We start from the raw sequence: 22,775 nt of genomic DNA, 5'->3' as shown, positions 1-22,775 counted from the left end.
TTTCAGGAGAAACTATGTCACAGCTGACTCACATCAATGCGTCGGGTGAAGCGCATATGGTGGATGTGTCTTCAAAAGCAGAAACCGTCCGCGAAGCAAGAGCTGAAGCCTTTATCACCATGAACCAAGAAACCTTAGCGATGATCGTTGAAGGGAGCCATCATAAAGGTGATGTGTTTGCAACTGCCCGTATCGCGGGGATCCAAGCGGCGAAAAAAACATGGGAGCTGATCCCGCTTTGCCATCCATTATTGCTGACAAAGGTCGAAGTAACCTTACAAGCACTGCCAGAACAAAATCAGGTACGTATTGAATCTTGCTGCCGTTTAACCGGTAAAACAGGTGTGGAAATGGAAGCGTTGACTGCCGCATCCGTGGCCGCACTGACAATTTATGATATGTGTAAAGCTGTTCAAAAAGATATGGTGATTGGACCGGTTCGTTTACTTGAAAAGACGGGCGGTAAATCAGGTCATTTTAAGGTGGATGCATGATCACAGTTCTGTTTTTTGCGCAAGTGCGTGAGTTGGTGGGGACCGAGCGTTTAGACGTCTCAGAGCACTATCCAACAGTGGAAACATTACGTCAAGCTCTGGCTGCTAAAGGGGAACGTTGGGCACTGGCCTTAGAGGATGGCAAGTTATTAGCCGCAGTGAACCAATCTTTCGTCGCTACAGATCATCCATTATCTGATGGTGATGAAGTGGCTTTTTTCCCTCCTGTTACAGGAGGCTAGTGATGGAAAATACCCATATTGCGGTTCAAACAGAAAATTTTAGTGTAGGTGAGCAATACCATTGGTTAGCACAATGTGATAGTGACGGCGCGGTAGTGACATTTACAGGTAAAGTGAGAAATCACAATTTGGGGGATAATGTTGCCGCATTAACTCTTGAACATTATCCAGGAATGACTGAAAAAGCGTTATCTAATATTGTGACAGAAGCGCGTCAACGCTGGGCATTACAGCGAGTCAGTGTGATCCATAGAATCGGTACCTTGCAACCCGGCGAAGAAATTGTTTTTGTTGGGGTAACCAGTGCTCACCGCGGCGCTGCGTTTCAAGCAGCTGAATTCATAATGGATTATTTAAAGACTAAAGCTCCTTTTTGGAAGAAAGAAACGCTACCTGATAATGAACGTTGGGTTGAAGCAAAAGACAGTGATGAGGCTTCCGCAGAGCGTTGGTAATCCTCTGAATTCTCCATTTAGTTTTGATTTTGTTGCATGTTAATGTCAATAAATTGTGATAAACTTTATAGGATATTGTCTGGCTACGGCACATTTACATTGCTGTGGTCGTTTCCTATTAATGTATGAAGGGTAACCATCATGGATCGATTCGATCAACGTAATGATTCTCTTGTTCAGCGCAGCAGTGCCGGCATTCAGACATTTATGTCGCAGGTTTATGGTTGGATGACCGTTGGTCTGTTGCTGACTGCTTTTGTTGCGTGGTATTCGCTGGAAAGTAGCTTATTTTATACCATAGCAACTAATAACATTTTATTCTTTGGCTTAATTATTGTTGAGCTTGGACTGGTTATGGGGTTGTCATTTTTGCTGCCAAAAATGAGTGGCATGATGGCAACAGGAATGTTTATGCTCTATTCAGTACTGACTGGGCTAACCATTTCTGTGGTTTTAGCAGCTTATACAATGGTGTCGGTAGCAAGTACATTTTTTATTACCGCGGCAATGTTTGGTGCTCTAAGTGTTTACGGTTACACCACAAAACGTAGCTTAAGTGGTATGGGTAACTTCTTGTTTATGGCACTTATTGGCTTAATTATCGCCTCTATTGTCAATATTTTCATGAAAAGCTCCGCACTATATTGGGTGATCACTTATGCAGGCGTTCTGATTTTTGCAGGTCTAACTGCATACGACACTCAGAAACTAAAAGAAATAGGTGCTAATGTTGATGAAAATGATAAAGAAACTATGCGTAAAACGTCTATTTTAGGCGCATTAACCTTATATCTGGACTTTATCAACCTGTTCCTGATGTTGCTGCGTATTTTTGGCGATCGTCGCTAATAAATAGTCAATATCAGTAAAACGAATACAGACCCTTGCTAGTGATTAGCAAGGGTTTTTTTATGCGGTTTTTTTGCGAAATAGATAATAAGCAAATGAACTCGTTATGATGGCGATGACTAACAGTGGCCATAAACTATGCCACACAACATCAAAATGAGCATCTTTCAAGTAAATCTGTTTAGTTATTTCAGTAAAGTGGCGGATAGGGTTTATCCATGTTATGTCTTGCAACCAAACTGGCATATTTTCAACGGGTGAAATATAACCAGATAATAAAACGGCTGGCATCATAAAGACAAATACACCAATAAAAGCTTGTTGCTGAGTAGAGCACAAGGCTGAAATTAATAAACCAAATCCAACCAGTGATAAGCCATAAAAAAGCATAGTGGCATAAAATAGTAACAAGGAGCCCGCAAAAGGAATTTGATAACAGAAGATGCCTATCACAAGCACTAAGGTTGCTTGAGCCGTTGCAATGATCAAAGCAGGAACCGCTTTACCAATAAAAATTTGCCAAGTGGTTAATGGTGATACCAGTAATTGGTCTAAAGTGCCTTGCTCAGCCTCACGAGCAATGGAAAGAGAGGTTACAATCAACACACCAATAGTAGTAATCAACGCGACCAGTGATGGCACGATAAACCATTTATAATCGAGGTTTGGGTTGTACCAATTGCGTACCACCAATTCGCTATTATTTGCCAATGGTTTACCTGCGGTAAGCTCGCTTTGATATTGTAAAACGATCTGCTCAATATAATTAGCTGCAATTTGCGCACTATTAGAATTACGTCCATCCAATAGCAACATCATGTTAGCGGTGTGCTGACTATCAATATTGGCGCTAAAATTTTGTCCAAATCTTACCACCAGTAAGCTTTTTCGGTTATCCAGCGTCTCACGAATTTCATGTTCATTGTTAAGCAATAAGACGGTAGAGAAGGCTTCTGCTTTAGCAAGTCGTTGCGTTAATTCAATCGAGTGCTGCCCGCCATCTTGATCAAAAATCGCGATAGTGGTATTTGTCACTTCAAGTGTTGCAGCTAGAGGAAATAAGATCATTTGGAAAATAACAGGCATGATTAAAATGATCCGCGTTTGCTTCTCTTGCAGTAAGGACTGCAACTCTTTCATGATCAAGGTGTATAAGCGATAAAACATATCGAGTCCTTATCAATCGAGCCGACGACGGGTTTTCCATGCCGTTAAACCAATAAACAGTATGGCTGATGCAATGAGTAACAATAGGTCGGTCAGTAGAACAACATAGATATCACCAGCTAGAAAGAGCGTTTGCAAGCTGCTAACAAAATAGCGTGCTGGAATAAAATAAGTCACTATTTGAATAAAAATGGGCATGCTAGATATTTCAAAAATAAATCCTGAAAGCATGATAGCAGGTAAGAATGCCGCATTCAGTGCCACCATCGCCGCATTAAATTGGTTACGTGTAATAGTTGAAATTAATAATCCCATTCCAAGAGCGGTTGCTAAATAGAGGCTGGTGATCAAAAAAAGTACTAATAGTGAACCTCTGTAAGGCACACCTAGCACACCAGTGGTAACCGCCATACATAAGATCATCACAAAAGTCCCCAGTATTTGATAGGGCAGTAGTTTAGATAGTAATAATTCAGTTCTGGTAATTTGTGTAGAGAGTAGCGCTTCCATTGTGCCACGCTCCCATTCGCGGGCAACCACCAGCGATGTCAAAATGGCACCAACAACCGTCATAATGATACTTATTGCACCTGGAATAATAAAATGCTGACTAATTGCAGCCTCATTGAACCAATAGCGCATGTTCAATTCAATTAAAGGAGCGGTTGGATAACCTTTATTTTCCCCTTGTTGTATCAGCCAAGTATGCCAAACACCTTTGGTATAGGCCTGTACGAAATTAGCGGTATTTGGTTCGCTGCCATCAGTGATCACTTGTATAGCTGCATGACCTTCGGGGCGCAACAGTTGTTCTGAAAAATTAACAGGGATGACGACAATACCTCGCAGCTCACCAGCCTGCATTTTATCAATCAATTCTTGACGGTTATCACTAACGGTTGCATCAATAAATGGAGAGCCTGTAAAAGTATCGACTAGTTCTCTGGCCTCATGGCTTTGTTGATCCATAAGTATGCCAACGCGCAATTGACTGGAGTCTAGATTGATCCCGTAACCAAAAATAAATAACAGCATTAATGGGATCACTACCGCAATGAGGGCACTACTTGGATCACGTACAATTTGTTTACTCTCTTTAATACACAGGGCTTTCAACCTACGCCAAGAAAAGTGAGATGCGGTAGAGGTGCTCATTGTTCCTCCTGCTGCTTATCGTAGTTAAGGATCAACTCGATGAAAGCATCTTCCATTGATGGGTTAGGGTTATGTTCAGTCGCGATTTGCTGTTTGAGATCATCCGGTGTGCCAGCAGCAATGATCTTACCGTGATACACCAGCCCGATCCTATCGCAATACTCGGCTTCATCCATAAAATGGGTGGTGACCATAACGGTTACCCCTCTATCCACCATTCCATTTATATGCAACCAAAACTCACGACGAGTTAAGGGATCAACGCCGGATGTGGGTTCATCTAGAAATAAAATATCAGGTTCGTGCATCAATGAGCAGGCGAGAGCAAGACGCTGTTTGAAACCCAGTGGCAGCGATTCTGTTTCTTGATGAATGATTGGCGTAAAATTAAAGGCTTCTACCATTTCAGCAATTTTTTGGTTTTGATGTTTACCGTGAAGACCATAGACGCCGGAGAAGAACTTGAGATTTTGCCCAACTTTCAAATTACTATATAGCGAAAACTTTTGCGCCATATAACCAAGGTGTTGTCGAGCCTTGTCTGAGCTAGTTTTTAAATCCATTCCTAGTACTAAGGCTTGTCCTTCTGTAGGTTTCATTAAACCACACATCATTTTAAAGGTGGTGGATTTACCCGCGCCATTTGGCCCAAGTAAACCAAAAATTTCACCGCGTTTTACTTGGAAATTGACGGTATCAGTTGCTGCAAAATCCCCAAATTTTTTGGTTAGGTTACGTGCTTCAATAACTGTTTCGCTGGGATTGGCAGGGATCTGCGGCATAATGGCCGCGAGCTCAGAGCGATGCGAAGGCCCTCCACCGAGTAGGTCGATGAAAGCATCTTCAAAACGAGGCTCTGCCTCTATCAGTTTTCCATCTGGCATATTTAAGCCACGTAATAGTGAATCTTGGGATGCATTAGGCTTTAAAATAAGCCGTACATAGCGGCCCTGTATGACACCGTCTGTTGTTTCAGGTAGTACCAAGGCATTTTGTAGTGTAGTGCGTTTATGGGCAGCAGGAACTTCCAATAAAAATGAGCGTCCTACCATTTTTTTTGTGAGATCTTGTGGCTGTCCTGAGTAGAGCAGTTTTCCTTGATTGAGTAATAATACCTCTTTGCATTGCTGAGCTTCATCCAGATAAGAAGTACTCCAAAGGATCAGCATGCCTTCATCAGCCAAAGTATGCACCATTTGCCACAATTCACGACGCGCAATAGGGTCAACACCCACTCCGGGTTCATCTAAAAGTAAGACTTTGGGTTTTCCAAGCAGGGTACAGGCCAACCCTAATTTTTGTTTCATACCACCTGATAATTTACCCGCCAACCGTTGTGTGAAATGTGTTAGATCGGTAAATGTGAGCAGTTGTTGGTAGGTTTTTTTTCTGTCTTCACCCACAACGCCGCGCAAATCAGCATACAGGTCGAGGTTTTCTTGAACGGTCAAATCTTCATATAAACCAAATTTTTGCGGCATATAGCCTAAATTAGCATGCACCTGAACACTGTCTTTGATCGGGTCTAACCCCATTAAACTGATTGTGCCCGAATTGGGTTTTAATAGACCTGCCAACATACGCATTAACGTGGTTTTACCGGCGCCATCGGGTCCAACTAGGCCTGTCACAGAGCCACCGCAGATCTCTGTGGTTAAGCTTTCGACGGCAGGGGTGTCTAAGCCGCTAAATGTTTTTTCAACACCTTGTAGGTGAATACGATAATCAAATGCATCCATGATGAACTCTATTACTCAGTATGAGTAAAGCGGACAGTGACTGGCATACCTTGACGCAATGCATCATCTGGGTCGTTAACGATAATGCGTAATCGATAAACTAAATCGGTACGGAGTTCAGGTGTTTGGACACTTTTAGGCGTAAATTCAGCGGTTGGTGAGACAAAACCAATTGTCCCGTGATAAGGCGTATTTGGGCGGCTATCGGTATACAGTAAAACCTCTTTACCGGGTACCGCTAAGCCTAAATTAGGTTCATTGACATAAGCCCGCACCCAGACTGGATCCGTTAATGTGACACTGAATACGGTATTCCCTGCGCCAATAATGGTACCTGGTTCGATTGCTCGTGTGAGGATTGTGCCATCAGAAGGGGCGATTAACTGTGTATCAGCTAAATCTAATTCAGCTTGTGCAACAGCGGCTTCCGCTTGCAGCCATTCGCCTCGTGCTGCCGCTATTTCTTCTTGGCGAAACCCGCTTTGATACTGATTGAGTTTGTCTTGTGCTGCTTTTAAGGCAGCAAGCGCTTGGTTACGATTTGTTTTGGCATTATCTAATTCATTTGCTGAAATCACGCGTGAAGCCGCTAACCCTTGTTGACGTTTATAAAAGCTTTCTGCGTATTGCCATGCAGCTTGTTTTTGTGCAACTTCGGATTCTACTTGAGCAACTTCTTGAGTTCGATAGCCTTTTTCTTTCATCGTTAGTTGGGCTTTAGCGCTATCTCTAACTCCTTTGGCTTTATTTAAGGCATTAATATATGGTGTATCATCAAGTTGCCCTAATGATTGCCCTTGGCTAATTTTAGCACCTTCATCAACGGCTAAAGCCGTAAGTTTCCCTCCAACTCGAAAGCCAAGGTTTACTGTTCGAACATCAACATTGCCATATAAGGTTAATGTTTTATCTTGTTGTGATTGATACCAATAATAACCACCTATAATGAGACCGATGACTATGACAATAAAAATGATAAAAATAGAACGACGTTTATTGTTCATAATTAGCCTTATACGAGTCAGTGATACCTACTTCAGTCGCAATATTGATAGTGACATTTGTCTGCTATCAATACTGCGACCATAATCTATAATCATTTTTTATAGATTAATCATATCACTTTTCAGCTTCTTTGCGATGACGCAATCCTTCTAATAAAATATTGGTGTGCTCGATAAGTACTTGATTAATGATTTTGTATTCATCCTCATTAATGTGTTTCCAACCAGTTTGTCGTAGAAGGGTTTCTCTCGCAATGCGAAAAGATAGGGTTTCCCCCAAAATAGCATGAGTTTGTATTAATGTGGTTAAGTTATTAGGATCAGACCCTATATAAATAGCGATAAGCCTATTGAGTTTTGTATAAATAGGGCCAAGGGCTTGTTCATGAATAATGGTATAAGCTTCAGTAGGATTGAGTTGTTCCCTTGAAAGGATCCGTGTGAAACTCAGATTTTTTTTCTCCAGTTGAAAATAGTTATATCCGACTAGGGTTTTTTGTAGCAGCTTGATTGCTTCATCGGGATCAGGGGAGGTCAGTTCAAGATAGGCATCAATCTCCGTTAATGTTTGGCAAAAATTCTCTTTTACCGTGTCAGCAATTAATTGGGCTACCGCTAAATACAGCCCTTCTTTTGACCCAAAGTAATAGGAAATGGCAGCGATGTTTTGACCCGATACTTGAGCAATTTTTCTGGTGGTTGCTCCGTCTAAACCTAATTCACCATAGACATCAGCAGCTGCGTATAACAACTGCTCTCTGGCGTGTTCTCCTCGATTTGTTGATGGTGTGTTTATGATCATGCAGGTTCCTTAACAGTCAAAATTAAATGTCACCTTAACTAGCTCTACACGGCTTTTAACGTAAATCGGTGACAGAAAACGATAGCTTCTAGCGTCTAATAGTTATATATACTATATTGAGGTGATTTTATATTAATTTATTTTCTAAACTAAATTAATATACTTATTAGGCTTAAATAATGTTAGAATTTTTAGCAATAGCACGGCAGTTTGCACTTTTTCTTCTCTGATATGATCCTTCCCCTCGAACTGCCTCTGATTATTCAGAGGGGTGAAGTCTGGAGCAATTTAATTTGACTACTTTTTCTGACCTCGCGTTAAACGAGGAAATCCTGCTTGCAATAAACGAGCTAGGTTATGAAGCCCCTACGCCAATTCAGCAGCAGGCAATCCCTGCCGTGCTTGCAGGTAATGACCTTTTAGCGAGTGCACAAACAGGAACGGGTAAAACAGCGGGTTTTACTTTACCTATTTTACAAAAATTAATTTCTACTCCACGAGTAGGGAAAGACAGAAAACCCATTCGCGCATTAATTTTAACACCAACCCGTGAACTTGCTGCACAGGTTGCTGAAAATGTTAAAGAATATAGCCGCCACTTAAGAGTACGTTCATTTGTGGTATTTGGTGGTGTGAGTATTAACCCGCAAATGATGAAACTACGCGGTGGCGTAGATATCTTGATCGCAACACCGGGCCGTTTACTCGATTTAGAACATCAAAATGCGGTGAATTTATCGCAAGTTGAAGTGTTTGTCCTTGATGAAGCAGACCGTATGTTGGATATGGGTTTTATTCATGATATTCGTCGAGTGATTAATAAATTACCAAAAAAACGTCAAAATTTACTGTTTTCTGCCACTTTTTCAGATGATATTAAACAGTTGGCTAACAAATTATTGAATAACCCAGTAACGATTGAAGTTGCTCCACGTAATTCAGCCTCTGAGCAAGTGACTCAATATGTACATCATGTTGATAAAAAACGTAAAGCTGAATTATTGTCGCATATGATTGGTCGTGAAAACTGGCAGCAAGTGCTCGTCTTTACCAGAACCAAACATGGCGCGAATCGCCTTGCAGAACACTTAAATAAAGATGGCGTCAAAGCAGCAGCTATTCATGGTAATAAAAGCCAAGGTGCGCGAACTCGTGCATTAGCTGATTTCAAATCAGGTGATATTCGTGTGTTAGTTGCAACGGATATTGCCGCTCGCGGTCTGGATATTGAACAATTACCTTATGTCGTCAATTTTGAGCTACCCAATGTGGCAGAAGATTATGTTCATCGTATCGGCCGTACCGGGCGAGCAGAGGCGACAGGTAAAGCGATTTCTCTGGTTTGTGTGGATGAACTTAAGCTGTTAAAAGATATTGAAAAGTTATTGAAGAAATCAATTTCCGTTATGGCAATTGATGGTTATGAACCTGACCCATCAATTAAGCCTGAGCCAATTCAAAAAGGGCCTCAACGAAATAATGATCGACGTGGTAGTGGGGAGAAACGTAGTTCCCGCTCAAATCAAGAAAAAGGTACAGGAAAGCCACGCCGTGAACGAGCTAATGCAGCAAAAGGCAAACCAGCCGCGGCGTCTCCATGGAAAAGCGCACAAAAGAAAGTGCGTCAGAGTCACGGTGAAGGTTAATGCGTGTTTTGCTTGCCCCCATGGAAGGGGTTCTTGATTCATTAGTTCGAACTCTACTCAGTGAGGTCAATAACTATGACCTCTGTATTACGGAGTTTGTACGGGTTGTTGATACGTTACTACCAACTAAAACGTTCTATCGACTTTGCCCTGAATTGCGCCATGGTAGCAGGACGCCATCAGGTACTTTAGTACGGGTACAGCTGCTAGGGCAGCATCCGCAATGGTTGGCTGAAAATGCCAACCGTGCGGTTGAGTTAGGCTCTTGGGGCGTTGATCTCAATTGTGGGTGCCCTTCTAAAACAGTGAATGGCCATGGTGGTGGTGCGACCCTCTTAAAGCAGCCCGACCTTATCTATCGAGCAGCAAAAGCTATGCGAGAAGCTGTCCCAAAAGAGTTACCGGTTTCGGTGAAAATTAGGTTAGGTTGGGATGATAGCCAATTTTGCCATGAGATTGCCGATGCCGTACAGCAAGCAGGCGCTAGCGAGTTGACGGTACATGGGCGAACTAAAGAAGATGGTTATCGAGCAGAAAGAATTAACTGGCAGGCGATTGGTGATATTCGTCGCCGCCTTTCAATCCCTGTGATCGCTAATGGTGAAATTTGGGATCACGAAAGTGCACAACGTTGTCTAGATATCACTGGCTGTGATGCAATTATGATCGGACGTGGCGCTCTCAATACACCAAACCTTAGCTATGTCGTAAAAGAAAATCAGCCTAAAATGGCTTGGGAGCAAGTTGGTCAGTTGCTTTTAAAATATACAGAGCTTGAAAAACTAGGTGATACAGGGCACTACCATGCTGCACGTATTAAGCAGTGGTTAGGTTATTTACGTAAAGAATATAGACAGGCTGATGAGCTATTTTCGCATATTCGCGCTTTAAAGCGTGCCAGTGAGATAGCTGAGATCATCGAAAAAGAAGTAAATAATTAAGTAAGATGATTGTTTTTTAGGCAAACAATGGATTTTTAGTTGCCAAAATAGCGTATTAGATCTTTACTTAAACTGTTAATTTACTTTTAAGTGATTAAAATTGGGTTTAAGTCGAATGTCATCGTATGGCAATTTAATTGAGTTAAGCTCTATTTTACCTGATTCAATTACGTATGGAGGTCTATGATGGGGGTTATTTCTTGGATTATATTTGGTCTTATTGCAGGTATATTGGCTAAATGGATCATGCCCGGAACCTACCAGATCGGTTTTGTGATGACAACTGTCCTTGGGATTGTCGGTGCTGTTGTAGGTGGTTACATCAGTACATTCTTTGGTAAAGGTAGGGTAGATGGCTTCAACTTTGGTAGTTTTGTTGTTGCAGTAATCGGTGCCATTGTAGTGTTATTTTTAGCTGGTATTTTTGCTAAATAATAGAGTTGTCATTGTCAGACAAAATAAATTCTCTTATAAACCACAGTTATGCTGTGGTTTATTTTTAGGAGAATTTAATATGTTCTTATATACAAGGCTGTAATATTGTTCAAAGTGAATGATGTTGTATTAATGACGGTATCTTTTGTATCTCTATCTATTAAGTCGGTTTTAATAATATTAAAAAACATTGCCGCAGTGCTTATGCAAATTAAATAGCGATATCATTAGTTTTTATTTCAAATCGAAACTGAATCTGAAATAACTTGCTCTATTAATATCATCCCTTTTGTTGAACCTGTTATACACGTTATATTTGAAGATGCAGGGTTATTGACTACGCTTAGCGAACTACAGAGTTTATCTATGCTCCTCGTCTAGCCTCGCTTGTCGCTTAGCTGCATCCTGAATATATAAAGGGATGATTAATTATTTTGCTTACGCTTCGATAGGCAACCCGTTATCTTGACCCCATTCAGCCCATGAACCGTCATATAACCTAACATGTGTATTACCAAGTAATGTTAATGCCATAAGAACGACCGCCGCTGTCATTCCAGAACCACATGTTGTGACTGAAGGGGCATGAATATCAATACCTTGTTCAGTAAATAGGGCTTTCAGTTGCTCAGGGGATTTAAATTCGCCATTTTCAACTAAGAGATCCCAAGGCATGTTTTTACTGTTTGGGATATGTCCCATTCGTAAGCCTGGACGTGGTTCAGGTGCTTGTGCCAAGAAACGTGCGGCAGCGCGTGCATCAATAATTTGCACTTGTCCTTGTTTAATTAACTCAAGTACTTGGGTTTGATTCAATACATTTGCATCGTGGCGGTTAGCTGTATAATTTTGTGCTGGTGGAGGTGTAACTTCCCCTGATTCAGTGGCAAAACCAGCAGCCTTCCATGCCTCAATACCACCTGCAAGAATTTTCACATTTTTATGACCCATAGTGGTAAATGTCCACCATGCTCGCGGTGCAGAAAATAAATTGTTTTGAGCATAGATGATGACTTGGCTATCGTTGCCAATGCCCATATTGCTGACAGCATGGTTAAAGGTGTCTGCATCAGGCAGCATATGCGGTAAATCAATACTTGTGTCAGCGACTTCGTCTTGATTGAAGAACTGGGCTGTTGGAATGTGCTCTTCTCGCCAATGCTGCCGGCAATCATATGGTGCAGTGGGTGGAGGAGATGAAGCATCTAGTACGATAAGGTTAGGATCTGATAAATGGTCATGTAACCATTTAGGGGTAACGAAGTGAGCGTCATACATAAATAGTCTTCATCCTGATTTAATATTATTGAGCCTGTCCCACTGACGGCAAAATTGAGGGTTGCTGTGACTGGTTTTGCTCAATAGGTGTGGTTGAGCGTGTATAAATATTCATACCCGCTAAGACAATTCCGCCAACAGAACCGAATGCACAGAGCGCAAAAAGTGCGATAACAACCATTTTCATTTTTCTAGCCTATCTATAGCTTAAGTAAAAAACAGAGTTAAAGTATAACCTGATGTTTGTTGCAGACAAGTTAAATACTCTTTTTTGTGCACAACAGTTGCTAATTTGCCAACCTGTTCCCAATTTTGTGGCATAATGGTTTTTTAAACAGTAGTTTTTGCGAAACGCTTTGCAATGACATCATTGTAAATTGCTACCTATTGGCCTACTTGGCTTATGCTATATGTGAAAACCATTTGAAAAGTAAATCATTAAAACGCTGAATGACGCGTACACGTGAGTGGTATCAGTTGTTTTTCCACATCGAGTCGTAGCTTGATAGATAGCATGCCTGCATTTTTTATTTAAATAACAGCGAGTCCTATGTCCCTGTCAAACAAAATCAAAGAACACATAACTCAATGGTACAAAGGGTTATCATTACAAATTGACGGGTTCGTTTCCCGCGCTCCTCAGCGCCAGATGATAGCAGAAGTTGCAAAAAACTTAGCGGATGAAGAGGGGCGCCATCTAGTTATTGAAGCGCCTACTGGCGTAGGAAAAACGTTGTCTTATTTGATCCCAGGGATTGCCGTTGCCCGTGAAGAAGGCAAAACATTAGTTGTGAGTACAGCTAACGTTGCGTTACAAGATCAAATTTTTAGTAAGGATTTGCCACTACTCAGTAAAATTATTCCGGATCTTAAATTTACAGGGGCATTTGGCCGTGCACGCTATGTGTGCCCTAGAAATCTTGAAGCTATTTGTGCAGCTGAAGGTGAACAAATAGACTTAATGCTATTGGTTGAAGATAAAGCTGAGATTGCGAATAGTGAGGAAAGGGCACAATGCCAACAGCTGCGTAATGATTTTCATAGCTTTGCGTGGGATGGTTTACGAGATCACCATAAACGTTCTTTCAGTGATAGTTTATGGCGCAAAGTAAGCACAGATAAAATGAATTGCTTAGGGCGCAATTGCCAATTTTATCAGCGTTGTCCATTTTTTATTGCCCGCCGTGAAATTGAAGATGCTGATGTGGTTGTCGCTAACCATGCTTTAGTGATGGCGGCAATGGAAAGTGAGTCGGTATTGCCTGAACCCAAAAAACTGCTTTTAGTGCTTGATGAAGGTCATCATGTCCCTGAAGTTGCGAGGGATGCGTTAGAGGTGGAGGGGGAAATTACTTTAGTTCAACTCACTGCACAAGTGGATAACTTTATCCATCATGTTGGGCAATATGTTGCTCAGTTTAGGCCAGCTAAGCCGCCAAAATTGGCAAATCCAGAACGACTACAACAACATGCAGAAAAATTAAGAGCCGCATTTCGTGACTTCTCATTACTTACCCAAGCATTGTTGCCAGAAACATCGAAAGAAAGTGAGTACTTATTTCCGATGGGGCAATTACCTGAAGCCATGCAGCTATGTTGTCAGGATCTGTTTAAATTAACTGATGCACTCAAGGGACTCGCTGAGTCTATTTTAAATGATTTAACAGAACAGACAGCGAAACAGGATATTGTGCGTTTACATCGTTCTATTTTGTTGACCAGCAGGGCAATGGGGTATTTTGAAAATATGGCTAAGCTGTGGCGTTTAGCAGCTCTAGATCAAACATCAGGAGCGCCTGTTTCTAAATGGCTTAGCCGCCGTTATGAAAAAAATCAGTCGCGCTTATTTATGCATTGCGCAGGGATCCGGGTTAGTGAGCAGTTACAGCAGCTTTTATGGCGTAATGTACCGCATATCGTGATCACTTCGGCGACATTGCGTTCGCTCAATAGTTATTCACGTTTCCAAGAATTGAGTGGCTTGTCAGAGAAAAGTGATGACAGGTTTGTCACTTTATCCTCCCCTTTTAATCACATTGAGCAAGGGAAGCTGATTATTCCACAAATGGTCAATGAGCCGACAATGGCCAATGAAGCGGAACATTTAGCTGAAATGGCAACTTATTTTCGCAATGAATTGGAAAAAGAGACTCATCGTGGAATGTTGGTGTTATTCAGCAGTCAGAGAGCGATGGAAGGCTTTTTAGAACATGTGAAAGATTTGCGTTTGCAACTATTAGTGCAAGGCGATCAACCACGGTATCGTTTGGTAGAAACCCATTGTGAGCGGATTAATAAAGGCTTAGTCAGCGCATTAATCGGTTTGCAGTCTTTTGCTGAAGGGCTTGATTTAAAAGGTGAATATCTAACTCAGGTACATATTCATAAAATTGCTTTTCCACCTGTGACCAATCCTGTGATTATTACGGAGGGGGAGTGGTTGAAGTCACTAAAACGTTATCCATTTGAGGTGCAAAGCTTACCTAGTGCATCTTTTAACCTTATTCAGCAAGCAGGGCGTTTGATCCGCAGCCATGAGTGTTATGGCGAAATTATTATTTATGACAAACGCTTAATCACTAAAAATTATGGTAAGCGATTACTTAACTCATTACCTGTTTTTCCTATTGAAAGGCCTGTAATGCCAAATAGTAGTAATAAAAAATAAGGGCTCCTTTTTGTGGAGCCCTCAGACTGCTGACAAACGTATTCTGTTTGGCGGCAGTCGTTAAGGTTTTTGAAATCAACGAGGAAAATCAATTTATTGATTTTCAGCTAATAACACGAAGCGGGGAAAAACCACGCTTTTGCCCCGCTTCGTCAACAACCTAGGGCTCCTTTTTATGGAGCCCTAAAAGGTCAATCAAGGTTGACTATTTTTAACGACATTACTCAATATTTGCTTCTAAGAACCATAAGAACTTATCGAGATCACGAGATGCGGCAGTAAACATATCTGCACTGTCTTCATCTTCCACTTCATCAATTGCCTTACGAATATCATTCGCAACAACGGCATAGCGATCAGCTAACGCTTTGAGGTGATCCTGAACATCATGTATATCAATTGGGTAAGCTTCCAGTGAAGTAAACTTATTGACTTGCTGAGTAGTACCAATTGCAACGCCGCCTAGTTGAACTGCGCGTTCAGCAAATTCATCAAGATGCTCTACTAAGCTGCTACGAAAGCCATCAAGCATTTCATGAACAGCGATAAAGTTACGGCCGCGCATGTTCCAGTGAGCTTGTTTGGTCATCAACGATAGGTCGGTAAAATGCACGACCATCACGTTTAACATATCAATAGTTTCTAATTTAACGCTATCTTCAACGTCATTACGTGTATATAAAAGGTTTGTTTGAGGTGCGGTAACTAGTTTAGCTGTACTCATAATTTATCCTCTTATAATTAAATTATTTAGTTAATCTCTGTTTCTGTTAACTAATATAACGAAATGAATTTAAATTGTCATAATGGAATATTCTATTACTTTAATAGGCATATTCGATATTAAGAAAAAATTAATTAAATGTTATTTAAATATAGGATAGTTTTAATAAGCTAATATTTCAACAATATGAAATAAACTTTACAAGAAATTAAGGTTAATGAAAATATTAACCTTAATTCTATATTTTTTTATTTTGCTGATTTAAGAAACTTTTTCTATTTTTGTTTTAGGTCGTGCTGTAGATGTTGAACCAATTGAAGCACAAACAATACATAATAATGCTAACCATTGAGTTGCAGTTAAATGTTCTTGAAGGAAAATAATTCCCATAAATGCTCCCATACAAGGTTCAAGGCTCATTAATGTACCGAATGTTTTTGCTGGAAGGCGTGTTAAGGCGATCATTTCCAGTGTATAGGGGAATGCAGTAGAAAGAATAGCAACTGCGAGCGCTAAAGGGAGTATGGCAGGGTCAAACATGGCTTCAACACCGGTTTGCATTAACCCTATAGGGAAAAATATCATGGCCGAAATAAAAGAGCCTATTGCCACGGTTGCGGCACCATAGCCGGCGCCAGCACGTTGGCCGAAAATAATATAAATTCCCCAACACACACCCGCGCCGAGAGCATAGAGTGCACCGACAAGATCTAATTCACCGATATCACCTCTAATAGGTAATAAAAATAATAATCCAACAATAACTAAAGCGATCCACAGAAAGTCAATTGGTCTGCGTGATGAAAACATCGCGACGGCTAAGGGGCCAGTAAATTCCAACGCTACGGCTATTCCTAGAGGGATCCGTTCAAGTGACAAATAGAACAGATAATTCATGGTGCCTAATGAGATACCATAAGTTAATAGAGGAACAAGGGAGCTACGTCTAAATTTTAAACGCCAAGGCTTAAAAATAATAAACAAAATAATGGTAGCAAGTAATAGGCGCAGTCCAGTTACACCGGGAGCTCCGATAACGGGAAAAAGTGTTTTTGCCAGAGAGGCACCACCCTGAATTGACGTCATTGCGAGTAACAGCAACCCTACAGGTAATAAGGGAAAAGCGCTCTTTTTGGTGTCGGCAGACATGATATAATTAAACCCCAGAAATACGTAATATACTTGTCACATATCAAATGCAGTAGTCGAATTATTTAGAGTATAGACCAGTAAAAAGACTCGTCACTTTTGAATAAATAATCTACTAAGAAATAAAATGCATAATATTTGGTGAATACCGAAAGTTGGCACGGCATTACTATGATTATCGCATAAATTAGCTCTAGTTAATATGTGTTTACAAAATATAGAGCACAATAAAACATGATTTTTTTCTGAGACTCATATTGAATGTTATTGACTAGAAAGGAGGCTATATGGAATGGCCTCAATTTCGAATGTTGAGCTTATCAGGATGTGACGTATAATTATTTTCCGTTAAAAAAAACACTATAACAACGAGGAAAAAATGAGAAAAATTAATAGTATTGCAGTGTATTGTGGTTCAAGCATGGGAGCGAGTGAAATATATAAGCAGCAGGCCATCCAATTTGCTGAAGAAATGGTCAGACGTGATATCACATTAGTTTATGGTGGTGCGAGTGTTGGCATTATGGGGACAGTTGCAGACACAATTTTATCACTTGGAGGCAAAGCTATTGGGGTGATCCCATCGCTTTTGGAAGAACGTGAAATTTCCCATAAAAATTTAACTGAACTGTATAAAGTAGAAACAATGCATCAACGCAAAAGCAAAATGATTGAATTAGCTGATGGTTTTGTTGCTTTACCTGGTGGCTATGGCACGCTTGAAGAGTTCAGTGAGGTGTTTACATGGAGCCAAATTGGTCTACATACCAAACCTTGCGGGCTATTTAATATTAATGATTATTGGCAGCCCCTGATCGATATGACGAATAAAATGGCTGATGAAGCTTTTTTACAGGAAAAATATCGTCATATGGCGATTGTTGAAACTTCACCAGCAGCATTGATAGATCGTTTTGAATCTTATGTTGCACCATCAGTAAAAACTTATGATAAATGAGGTTTGCATGATCCGATGTGCAGTTAAACAAGATCTAGAAGCCGTGCTTTCTTTGTATGAATTGTTATTTTCAGAAATGGCAGCACTTGATCCGGAAAGATTGCAGCCAGCTAAGCAAGCGACTGAATTCGTAGAAAATGCGATTACAGATGACAAGTTTAATTTGTTAGTTGCTGAATATAAGGGAGAAGTTAAAGGCTTTTGTTTTGCACAAAGACAATCGGCAGATCCATATAATTGTATGGTTGCTCGTGATTTTGCTTATATTTTTGATCTCGTCGTTTCACCTGAATTAAGAGGACAAAAAATAGGGCACCAATTTATTGAGCAAATGAAGATTTGGGCTAAAGATAATAATTTGAGCCATTTAGAACTTTCTGTGCTAGCGCAAAACCATCAAGCCATAAAATTTTATGAAAGAGAAGGTCTTACAGAAATTACGCGCACAATGGGTATTAAATTAGATTAACAAATCGGAGTGTGGCTTAATATCGATTAAGCCACCATTGTAAAAATATTCATCATTTCAATCTCCATACAATAGCCATTTACATGGCATCTATACTCTAAATAATGCATGGTGTAGGTAGACGACAAATGTAGATAGGCGGAGCAGCAGAGATAAACTGTATGGCCTGCCAACCTCCTACAATTTGAAGCATGACGAGTATATACCGCAAAGTGCCGAGGTTATTACTAGGGGCTGCATAAACAGCACAAGATCTCATCGTCTGATTGTGGCATAATGCGCCGCTATTTGGTGGGGTATCTCGACATCGTAAACTTAAAGGCATAGAAGTGTTACAGACAAACAATATCACTATGCAGTTTGGCAGTAAGCCACTGTTTGAAAATATTTCAGTTAAATTCGGGACAGGGAACCGTTACGGATTGATCGGTGCAAATGGCGCCGGTAAATCAACATTTATGAAGATTTTAGGCGGAGATCTCACGCCAACTTCAGGTAATGTCAATACTACTGATCCTAATGAACGCCTTGGTAAGTTGCGTCAGGATCAGTTTGCTTTCGAAGAATACACCGTATTGGATACTGTGATCATGGGGCATACCGAGCTATGGAATGTGAAGCAAGAGCGCGACCGCATTTACGCACTTCCTGAAATGAGTGAAGAAGATGGTTACCGTGTCGCCGATCTTGAAGTCGCTTATGGTGAAATGGATGGCTACAGTGCCGAAGCTCGTGCCGGTGAATTACTATTAGGTGTTGGGATCCCTGTTGAGCAACATTATGGCCCGATGAGCGAAGTCGCTCCGGGTTGGAAATTACGTGTTCTATTGGCGCAAGCACTGTTCTCTGATCCAGATATTTTGTTGCTTGATGAGCCAACGAACAACCTTGATATTGATACGATCCGTTGGTTAGAGCAAGTTCTCAATGAACGTAACTGCACCATGATCATTATTTCCCATGATAGGCACTTCCTCAATACCGTGTGTACGCACATGGCCGATTTAGATTACGGTGAATTGCGCCTGTTCCCGGGTAATTATGATGAGTATATGATTGCGGCGACGCAAGCAAGAGAGCGTCTGCTCGCAGATAACGCGAAGAAGAAAGCGCAAATTGCTGAATTACAGTCATTTGTTAGCCGTTTCAGTGCAAACGCATCAAAATCAAAACAAGCGACTTCTCGTGCGCGTCAAATTGATAAAATTCAGCTTGATGAAGTGAAAGCTTCAAGCCGTCAAAACCCATTTATTCGTTTTGAACAAGAGAAAAAACTGTTCCGTAATGCATTGGAACTAGAGGGCGTTACGAATGGTTATGATCAAGCGCCGCTGTTTAAAGATCTTAACCTACTGCTAGAAGTTGGCGAAAAAATGGCGGTGATCGGTGCTAACGGTATCGGTAAAACGACATTTTTGAAAACGCTGGTGGGTGAATTACCACCAAAAAGCGGCACAGTGAAATGGTCTGAAAACAGCACTATTGGGTATTATGCGCAAGATCATGCAGAAGATTTTGAAACCGATCTGAATGTTTTCGACTGGATGAGCCAGTGGAAAAATGAAGGTGATGATGAGCAAGCCGTTCGTAGTATTTTAGGGCGTTTGTTATTCTCTCAAGATGATATTAAGAAAAAAGTTTCTGTACTGTCTGGTGGTGAGCAAGGGCGCATGTTATTTGGCAAGCTGATGATGCAGCAACCAAATATTTTGATTATGGATGAACCTACTAACCACTTGGATATGGAATCGATTGAGTCTCTTAACTTAGCGCTTGAGCTATATAAAGGGACTTTGATTTTCGTTTCACATGACCGTGAATTTGTCAGCTCATTAGCAAGTCGTATCTTAGAAATCAAAGAAGACAAAGTGATTGATTTTAAAGGTACTTATGATGAGTACCTGAAGAGTCAAGGTGTTGTAGAATAATACGTTAGTCAACAGTCTAAGACCTAGCCATCGGCTAGGTCTTTTTGTTTTAACGGGTTGTTAATTAGTTCTTTTTAACAAACTCAGATTTCAGTTTCATTTGGCCGAAACCATCAATTTTACAATCGATATTGTGATCGCCTTCGACCAAGCGAATGCCTTTCACTCGAGTACCAATCTTCAACATTGATGAACTGCCTTTTACTTTGAGATCTTTGATGACAGTGACAGTATCGCCATCTACCAGCAAGTTGCCATTGGCATCTTTAACGATCAATTCATCACTTTCTACAACGGGTTCGGCATCATTCCATTCATGCGCACACTCAGGGCAAATATACATATCGTTATCAGTATAGGTGTATTCAGACTGACATTTTGGGCAAGGAGGGAATTGCATATTAAATACTCTCAGTTACTTATCTAAAAAGGGTGACTGAAGGTTGTTGAGCCACCACGAAAGGGGATAGTATAAGGTTAAAGCAAAAACAATCCAGTTTTTAGGATTATTCTTAACTTTGGTCAGCGAGCACACACTTCGCAATCGACATCTTTCATCAGTTTGAATTGGCGAAATTCCATCGTCATGGCATCAAAGAATAGCACTTTACCTACATTCACTTTGCCATACTGAGTTAATAATTTTATGGTTTCCATCGCCTCTAAGGTACCAATGGTACCAACCAGTGGTGCCATTACCCCTGCTTCTACACAAGTTAAGCTATTTTCGCCGAACAAGCGGCTTAAACAGTGGTAGCAAGGCTCATCATCGCGATAGGTAAAAACGGATAATTGCCCTTCCATACGGATGGCCGCGCCTGAAACTAATGGAATTTTACGTCTAAAACACAAGCGATTAAGTTGTTCACGTATTGCGACATTATCAGTACAATCTAAAATTACCTGATGATTTTTAATCAGTTCATCAAGCTGCTGATCATCGAGTTGGGCATAAATCGTGGTAATATTAATATGAGGATTGATCGCAGCAAGCTGTGTTTTAGCCGAATCGACTTTAGGTTGTCCAATCGTTGCATCTCGATGCAACGTTTGTCGCTGTAAATTAGATAAAGAGACCGTATCAAAGTCTACGAGGGTCAGCTGACCCACCCCCGCAGCGGCAAGATATTGAGTTGCTGCACAGCCTAAGCCACCCAAACCAATCACCAGCACTTTACTGTCTTTGAGTTTTTCTTGCCCGTCAAAATCAAATCCACGCAAAATAATTTGGCGGTTATAGCGCAGCATTTCTGTATCAGTTAACTCTTGCACAATAGCTATTCACTTTTCAGTAAGTAATTGAACATTTCTACATCAACGGTCTCACCGGCAGCGACTCGACCTCGCTCTCTTTCCAACACAATAAAGCAGTTGGCTTGACTAAATGAGCTAAAAACATGAGAGCCTTGGTGGCCAGTTGTTGCGACTTGTAGCTGACCATGATTATCAACACTAAGCACGCCGCGTTGGAAATCAAGACGGCCAGGGCTTTTCTTTAAAGGTGTTGTGACAGGAACTTTAAATCGCGCAGGGGCTTTCCACTGACTATGTCCTGCTAGGCGAGCAATCAATGGTTGCACTAATTGGTAGAAAGTTAATGCGGCAGAGACAGGGTTTCCCGGTAGCCCGCAGAACCACGCTGAACTCAGTTTACCAAATGCGAATGGTTTTCCCGGTTTAATCGCTAACTTCCAGAAACCAATTTGGCCGAGTTCATCTAAGATTTGTTTTGTGTAATCGGCTTCGCCAACAGAGACGCCACCACTGCTGATCACCAAATCGGCTTGCTTATCAGCTTCAATAAACGTTTGCTTCAGTTTTTCAGGAGAGTCAGGGATCACACCAAGATCGATAATTTCACAGTTCAGTTTTTCAAGCATCAAGCGAACCGTAAAACGGTTGGTATCATAGATTTGACCTTCAGCTAGTGGCAAACCAACAGCTTGCAGCTCATCGCCCGTTGAAAATACGGCAACTTTTAAGCGGCGATAAACATTCACAGTGGACACCCCTAATGAGGCAATCAGCGGTAATTGTGCGGTAGAAAGTAAGGTTCCTGCTGGGATCACACTGCTACCTTTAGCAATATCTTCGCCCGCACGGCGTATGTTGCTGCCTTTTTTTACGGTCCCTGTAAACAGGATCCCTTGTGCTGTTTCTTCGGCCTCTTCTTGCATGATCACGGTATCAACTCCATGAGGAATGGGGGCACCGGTCATGATACGAACACAACTACCTTGAGGAAGTTCACCTTGCATAGGTTGCCCAGCGAAGGATTTACCTGCTATTGGCATAGGCGTTTTGCCATCCCATTCACTAAAACGCAGTCCATAGCCATCCATTGCAGAGTTATCAAATGGCGGAACATTGATTGGAGAGATAATATCGGTTGCAGTTATGCGCTGTGTCGCGTCAGTGAGTGGAATAGTTTCTGAGCAGGTGATGGTTTGTGTTTGTGAAAAAAGTTTTTCTAATGCCTGCTCCAGTGAAATTAGCCCTGCGGTATGACACATATCCATTATTATATTACCCCTATAATTTTACTTTGCCATTGAGGCTTAAATCGTGTTGTGCTGCTTATTATGTCAGAGATAACGCATTGGGTGAATGAGTAGATATTGACGAATAATAACGTTTAGTCGAATTGTGCGATTTTGAACTATTGCTGCACT

General features: G+C 41.1%; 23 protein-coding genes. 11 read left to right on the top strand and 12 right to left on the bottom strand.

The features are described from left to right. Window positions 1–14 precede the first annotated feature (14 nt). From moaC to SC428_RS08000, 4 genes are all read left to right on the top strand, one after another. On the top strand, window positions 15–494 hold the full coding sequence (gene moaC, locus SC428_RS08015) for a cyclic pyranopterin monophosphate synthase MoaC (protein WP_318706916.1): 480 nt from the start codon (window positions 15–17) through the stop codon (window positions 492–494). Continuing rightward, a complete protein-coding gene (gene moaD, locus SC428_RS08010; RefSeq protein ID WP_283125404.1) occupies window positions 491–736 on the top strand; it encodes a molybdopterin synthase sulfur carrier subunit in 246 nt (81 codons plus the stop codon). Before moaC ends, moaD begins: the two co-directional genes overlap by 4 nt. Before the next feature lie 2 nt (window positions 737–738). After that, window positions 739–1,191, top strand: a complete 453-nt coding sequence (gene moaE / locus SC428_RS08005) for a molybdopterin synthase catalytic subunit MoaE (protein WP_070924991.1) — start codon at window positions 739–741, stop codon at window positions 1,189–1,191. 141 nt (window positions 1,192–1,332) lie between these two features. Further along, window positions 1,333–2,040: a Bax inhibitor-1/YccA family protein gene (locus tag SC428_RS08000; protein ID WP_070924990.1), complete on the top strand. Its 708-nt coding sequence runs from the start codon at window positions 1,333–1,335 to the stop codon at window positions 2,038–2,040. Between the two features lie 60 nt (window positions 2,041–2,100). Here the strand turns inward: SC428_RS08000 and SC428_RS07995 are convergent, their stop codons facing one another. From SC428_RS07995 to cecR, 5 genes are all read right to left on the bottom strand, one after another. Continuing rightward, a complete protein-coding gene (locus SC428_RS07995; RefSeq protein WP_070924989.1) occupies window positions 2,101–3,207 on the bottom strand; it encodes an ABC transporter permease in 1,107 nt (368 codons plus the stop codon). Between the two features lie 12 nt (window positions 3,208–3,219). Continuing rightward, window positions 3,220–4,362 (bottom strand): ABC transporter permease, encoded by a 1,143-nt coding sequence (locus tag SC428_RS07990; RefSeq protein WP_070924988.1) that lies wholly within the window; start codon window positions 4,360–4,362, stop codon window positions 3,220–3,222. After that, a complete protein-coding gene (locus SC428_RS07985) occupies window positions 4,359–6,101 on the bottom strand; it encodes an ATP-binding cassette domain-containing protein (RefSeq protein WP_318706911.1) in 1,743 nt (580 codons plus the stop codon). Before SC428_RS07985 ends, SC428_RS07990 begins: the two co-directional genes overlap by 4 nt. A gap of 11 nt (window positions 6,102–6,112) precedes the next feature. Then, a complete protein-coding gene (gene hlyD, locus SC428_RS07980; protein ID WP_318706909.1) occupies window positions 6,113–7,105 on the bottom strand; it encodes a secretion protein HlyD in 993 nt (330 codons plus the stop codon). 115 nt (window positions 7,106–7,220) lie between these two features. Then, window positions 7,221–7,907 (bottom strand): transcriptional regulator CecR, encoded by a 687-nt coding sequence (cecR, locus tag SC428_RS07975; protein ID WP_140180628.1) that lies wholly within the window; start codon window positions 7,905–7,907, stop codon window positions 7,221–7,223. Between the two features lie 293 nt (window positions 7,908–8,200). Between cecR and rhlE the strand changes: the two genes are divergently transcribed. The 3 genes from rhlE to SC428_RS07960 all read left to right on the top strand — a co-directional run bounded on the left by rhlE (window position 8,201) and on the right by SC428_RS07960 (window position 10,929). Continuing rightward, the gene (rhlE, locus tag SC428_RS07970; protein ID WP_318706906.1) at window positions 8,201–9,553 is read left to right on the top strand and encodes an ATP-dependent RNA helicase RhlE; all 1,353 of its coding nucleotides are present in this window, start codon (window positions 8,201–8,203) and stop codon (window positions 9,551–9,553) included. Then, a complete protein-coding gene (gene dusC / locus SC428_RS07965) occupies window positions 9,553–10,494 on the top strand; it encodes a tRNA dihydrouridine(16) synthase DusC (protein WP_318706904.1) in 942 nt (313 codons plus the stop codon). The genes rhlE and dusC overlap by 1 nt, the downstream gene beginning before the upstream one ends. 186 nt (window positions 10,495–10,680) lie before the next feature. Further along, complete coding sequence (locus SC428_RS07960; RefSeq protein ID WP_070924984.1) at window positions 10,681–10,929, top strand: GlsB/YeaQ/YmgE family stress response membrane protein; 249 nt, start codon at window positions 10,681–10,683, stop codon at window positions 10,927–10,929. Between the two features lie 438 nt (window positions 10,930–11,367). Here SC428_RS07960 and sseA read toward each other — a convergent pair whose 3' ends face one another. Further along, window positions 11,368–12,207, bottom strand: coding sequence for a 3-mercaptopyruvate sulfurtransferase (gene sseA, locus SC428_RS07955; RefSeq protein ID WP_318706902.1), 840 nt, complete (start codon window positions 12,205–12,207; stop codon window positions 11,368–11,370). 25 nt (window positions 12,208–12,232) lie between these two features. After that, window positions 12,233–12,394 (bottom strand): hypothetical protein, encoded by a 162-nt coding sequence (locus SC428_RS07950; RefSeq protein WP_175442435.1) that lies wholly within the window; start codon window positions 12,392–12,394, stop codon window positions 12,233–12,235. A 363-nt stretch (window positions 12,395–12,757) separates the two neighbouring features. Here SC428_RS07950 and dinG point away from each other — a divergent pair, with 363 nt between their 5' ends. Continuing rightward, a complete protein-coding gene (gene dinG, locus SC428_RS07945; RefSeq protein WP_318706900.1) occupies window positions 12,758–14,875 on the top strand; it encodes an ATP-dependent DNA helicase DinG in 2,118 nt (705 codons plus the stop codon). Window positions 14,876–15,095: 220 nt separating this feature from the next. Here the strand turns inward: dinG and dps are convergent, their stop codons facing one another. Further along, entirely contained in the window at window positions 15,096–15,599 is a 504-nt protein-coding gene (gene dps / locus SC428_RS07940) for a DNA starvation/stationary phase protection protein Dps (protein WP_070924982.1), read from the bottom strand. Window positions 15,600–15,860: 261 nt separating this feature from the next. Beyond that, window positions 15,861–16,748, bottom strand: coding sequence for a threonine/homoserine exporter RhtA (gene rhtA / locus SC428_RS07935; protein WP_070924981.1), 888 nt, complete (start codon window positions 16,746–16,748; stop codon window positions 15,861–15,863). A 379-nt stretch (window positions 16,749–17,127) separates the two neighbouring features. Between rhtA and SC428_RS07930 the strand changes: the two genes are divergently transcribed. From SC428_RS07930 to SC428_RS07920, 3 genes are all read left to right on the top strand, one after another. Beyond that, window positions 17,128–17,706 (top strand): TIGR00730 family Rossman fold protein, encoded by a 579-nt coding sequence (locus SC428_RS07930; RefSeq protein WP_070924980.1) that lies wholly within the window; start codon window positions 17,128–17,130, stop codon window positions 17,704–17,706. A gap of 7 nt (window positions 17,707–17,713) precedes the next feature. Next, a complete protein-coding gene (locus SC428_RS07925) occupies window positions 17,714–18,175 on the top strand; it encodes a GNAT family N-acetyltransferase (protein WP_272581056.1) in 462 nt (153 codons plus the stop codon). Window positions 18,176–18,504: 329 nt separating this feature from the next. Next, the gene (locus tag SC428_RS07920) at window positions 18,505–20,103 is read left to right on the top strand and encodes an ABC-F family ATPase (protein ID WP_070925103.1); all 1,599 of its coding nucleotides are present in this window, start codon (window positions 18,505–18,507) and stop codon (window positions 20,101–20,103) included. A 64-nt stretch (window positions 20,104–20,167) separates the two neighbouring features. Here the strand turns inward: SC428_RS07920 and SC428_RS07915 are convergent, their stop codons facing one another. The 3 genes from SC428_RS07915 to moeA all read right to left on the bottom strand — a co-directional run bounded on the left by SC428_RS07915 (window position 20,168) and on the right by moeA (window position 22,622). After that, window positions 20,168–20,503: a zinc ribbon domain-containing protein YjdM gene (locus SC428_RS07915; protein ID WP_070924978.1), complete on the bottom strand. Its 336-nt coding sequence runs from the start codon at window positions 20,501–20,503 to the stop codon at window positions 20,168–20,170. A 122-nt stretch (window positions 20,504–20,625) separates the two neighbouring features. Then, the gene (moeB, locus tag SC428_RS07910; protein WP_412544585.1) at window positions 20,626–21,375 is read right to left on the bottom strand and encodes a molybdopterin-synthase adenylyltransferase MoeB; all 750 of its coding nucleotides are present in this window, start codon (window positions 21,373–21,375) and stop codon (window positions 20,626–20,628) included. Window positions 21,376–21,380: 5 nt separating this feature from the next. Continuing rightward, window positions 21,381–22,622, bottom strand: a complete 1,242-nt coding sequence (gene moeA, locus SC428_RS07905) for a molybdopterin molybdotransferase MoeA (protein WP_140180614.1) — start codon at window positions 22,620–22,622, stop codon at window positions 21,381–21,383. Window positions 22,623–22,775: the final 153 nt, after the last annotated feature.

The organism is Providencia sp. 2023EL-00965, assembly GCF_033550225.1.
GTDB lineage: Bacteria > Pseudomonadota > Gammaproteobacteria > Enterobacterales > Enterobacteriaceae > Providencia > Providencia manganoxydans.
Note: the sequence above shows the minus strand (reverse complement) of the source record. Positions and strands in the feature narration are given on the sequence as shown.

Coding starts and splice junctions, on each gene's coding strand:
- moaC (WP_318706916.1), top strand. CDS start 15: ATGTCACAGCTGACTCACATCAATGCGTCGGGTGAAGCGCATATGGTG.
- moaD (WP_283125404.1), top strand. CDS start 491: ATGATCACAGTTCTGTTTTTTGCGCAAGTGCGTGAGTTGGTGGGGACC.
- moaE (WP_070924991.1), top strand. CDS start 739: ATGGAAAATACCCATATTGCGGTTCAAACAGAAAATTTTAGTGTAGGT.
- SC428_RS08000 (WP_070924990.1), top strand. CDS start 1,333: ATGGATCGATTCGATCAACGTAATGATTCTCTTGTTCAGCGCAGCAGT.
- SC428_RS07995 (WP_070924989.1), bottom strand. CDS start 3,207: ATGTTTTATCGCTTATACACCTTGATCATGAAAGAGTTGCAGTCCTTA.
- SC428_RS07990 (WP_070924988.1), bottom strand. CDS start 4,362: ATGAGCACCTCTACCGCATCTCACTTTTCTTGGCGTAGGTTGAAAGCC.
- SC428_RS07985 (WP_318706911.1), bottom strand. CDS start 6,101: ATGGATGCATTTGATTATCGTATTCACCTACAAGGTGTTGAAAAAACA.
- hlyD (WP_318706909.1), bottom strand. CDS start 7,105: ATGAACAATAAACGTCGTTCTATTTTTATCATTTTTATTGTCATAGTC.
- cecR (WP_140180628.1), bottom strand. CDS start 7,907: ATGATCATAAACACACCATCAACAAATCGAGGAGAACACGCCAGAGAG.
- dusC (WP_318706904.1), top strand. CDS start 9,553: ATGCGTGTTTTGCTTGCCCCCATGGAAGGGGTTCTTGATTCATTAGTT.
- SC428_RS07960 (WP_070924984.1), top strand. CDS start 10,681: ATGGGGGTTATTTCTTGGATTATATTTGGTCTTATTGCAGGTATATTG.
- sseA (WP_318706902.1), bottom strand. CDS start 12,207: ATGTATGACGCTCACTTCGTTACCCCTAAATGGTTACATGACCATTTA.
- SC428_RS07950 (WP_175442435.1), bottom strand. CDS start 12,394: ATGAAAATGGTTGTTATCGCACTTTTTGCGCTCTGTGCATTCGGTTCT.
- dinG (WP_318706900.1), top strand. CDS start 12,758: ATGTCCCTGTCAAACAAAATCAAAGAACACATAACTCAATGGTACAAA.
- dps (WP_070924982.1), bottom strand. CDS start 15,599: ATGAGTACAGCTAAACTAGTTACCGCACCTCAAACAAACCTTTTATAT.
- rhtA (WP_070924981.1), bottom strand. CDS start 16,748: ATGTCTGCCGACACCAAAAAGAGCGCTTTTCCCTTATTACCTGTAGGG.
- SC428_RS07930 (WP_070924980.1), top strand. CDS start 17,128: ATGAGAAAAATTAATAGTATTGCAGTGTATTGTGGTTCAAGCATGGGA.
- SC428_RS07925 (WP_272581056.1), top strand. CDS start 17,714: ATGATCCGATGTGCAGTTAAACAAGATCTAGAAGCCGTGCTTTCTTTG.
- SC428_RS07915 (WP_070924978.1), bottom strand. CDS start 20,503: ATGCAATTCCCTCCTTGCCCAAAATGTCAGTCTGAATACACCTATACT.
- moeA (WP_140180614.1), bottom strand. CDS start 22,622: ATGGATATGTGTCATACCGCAGGGCTAATTTCACTGGAGCAGGCATTA.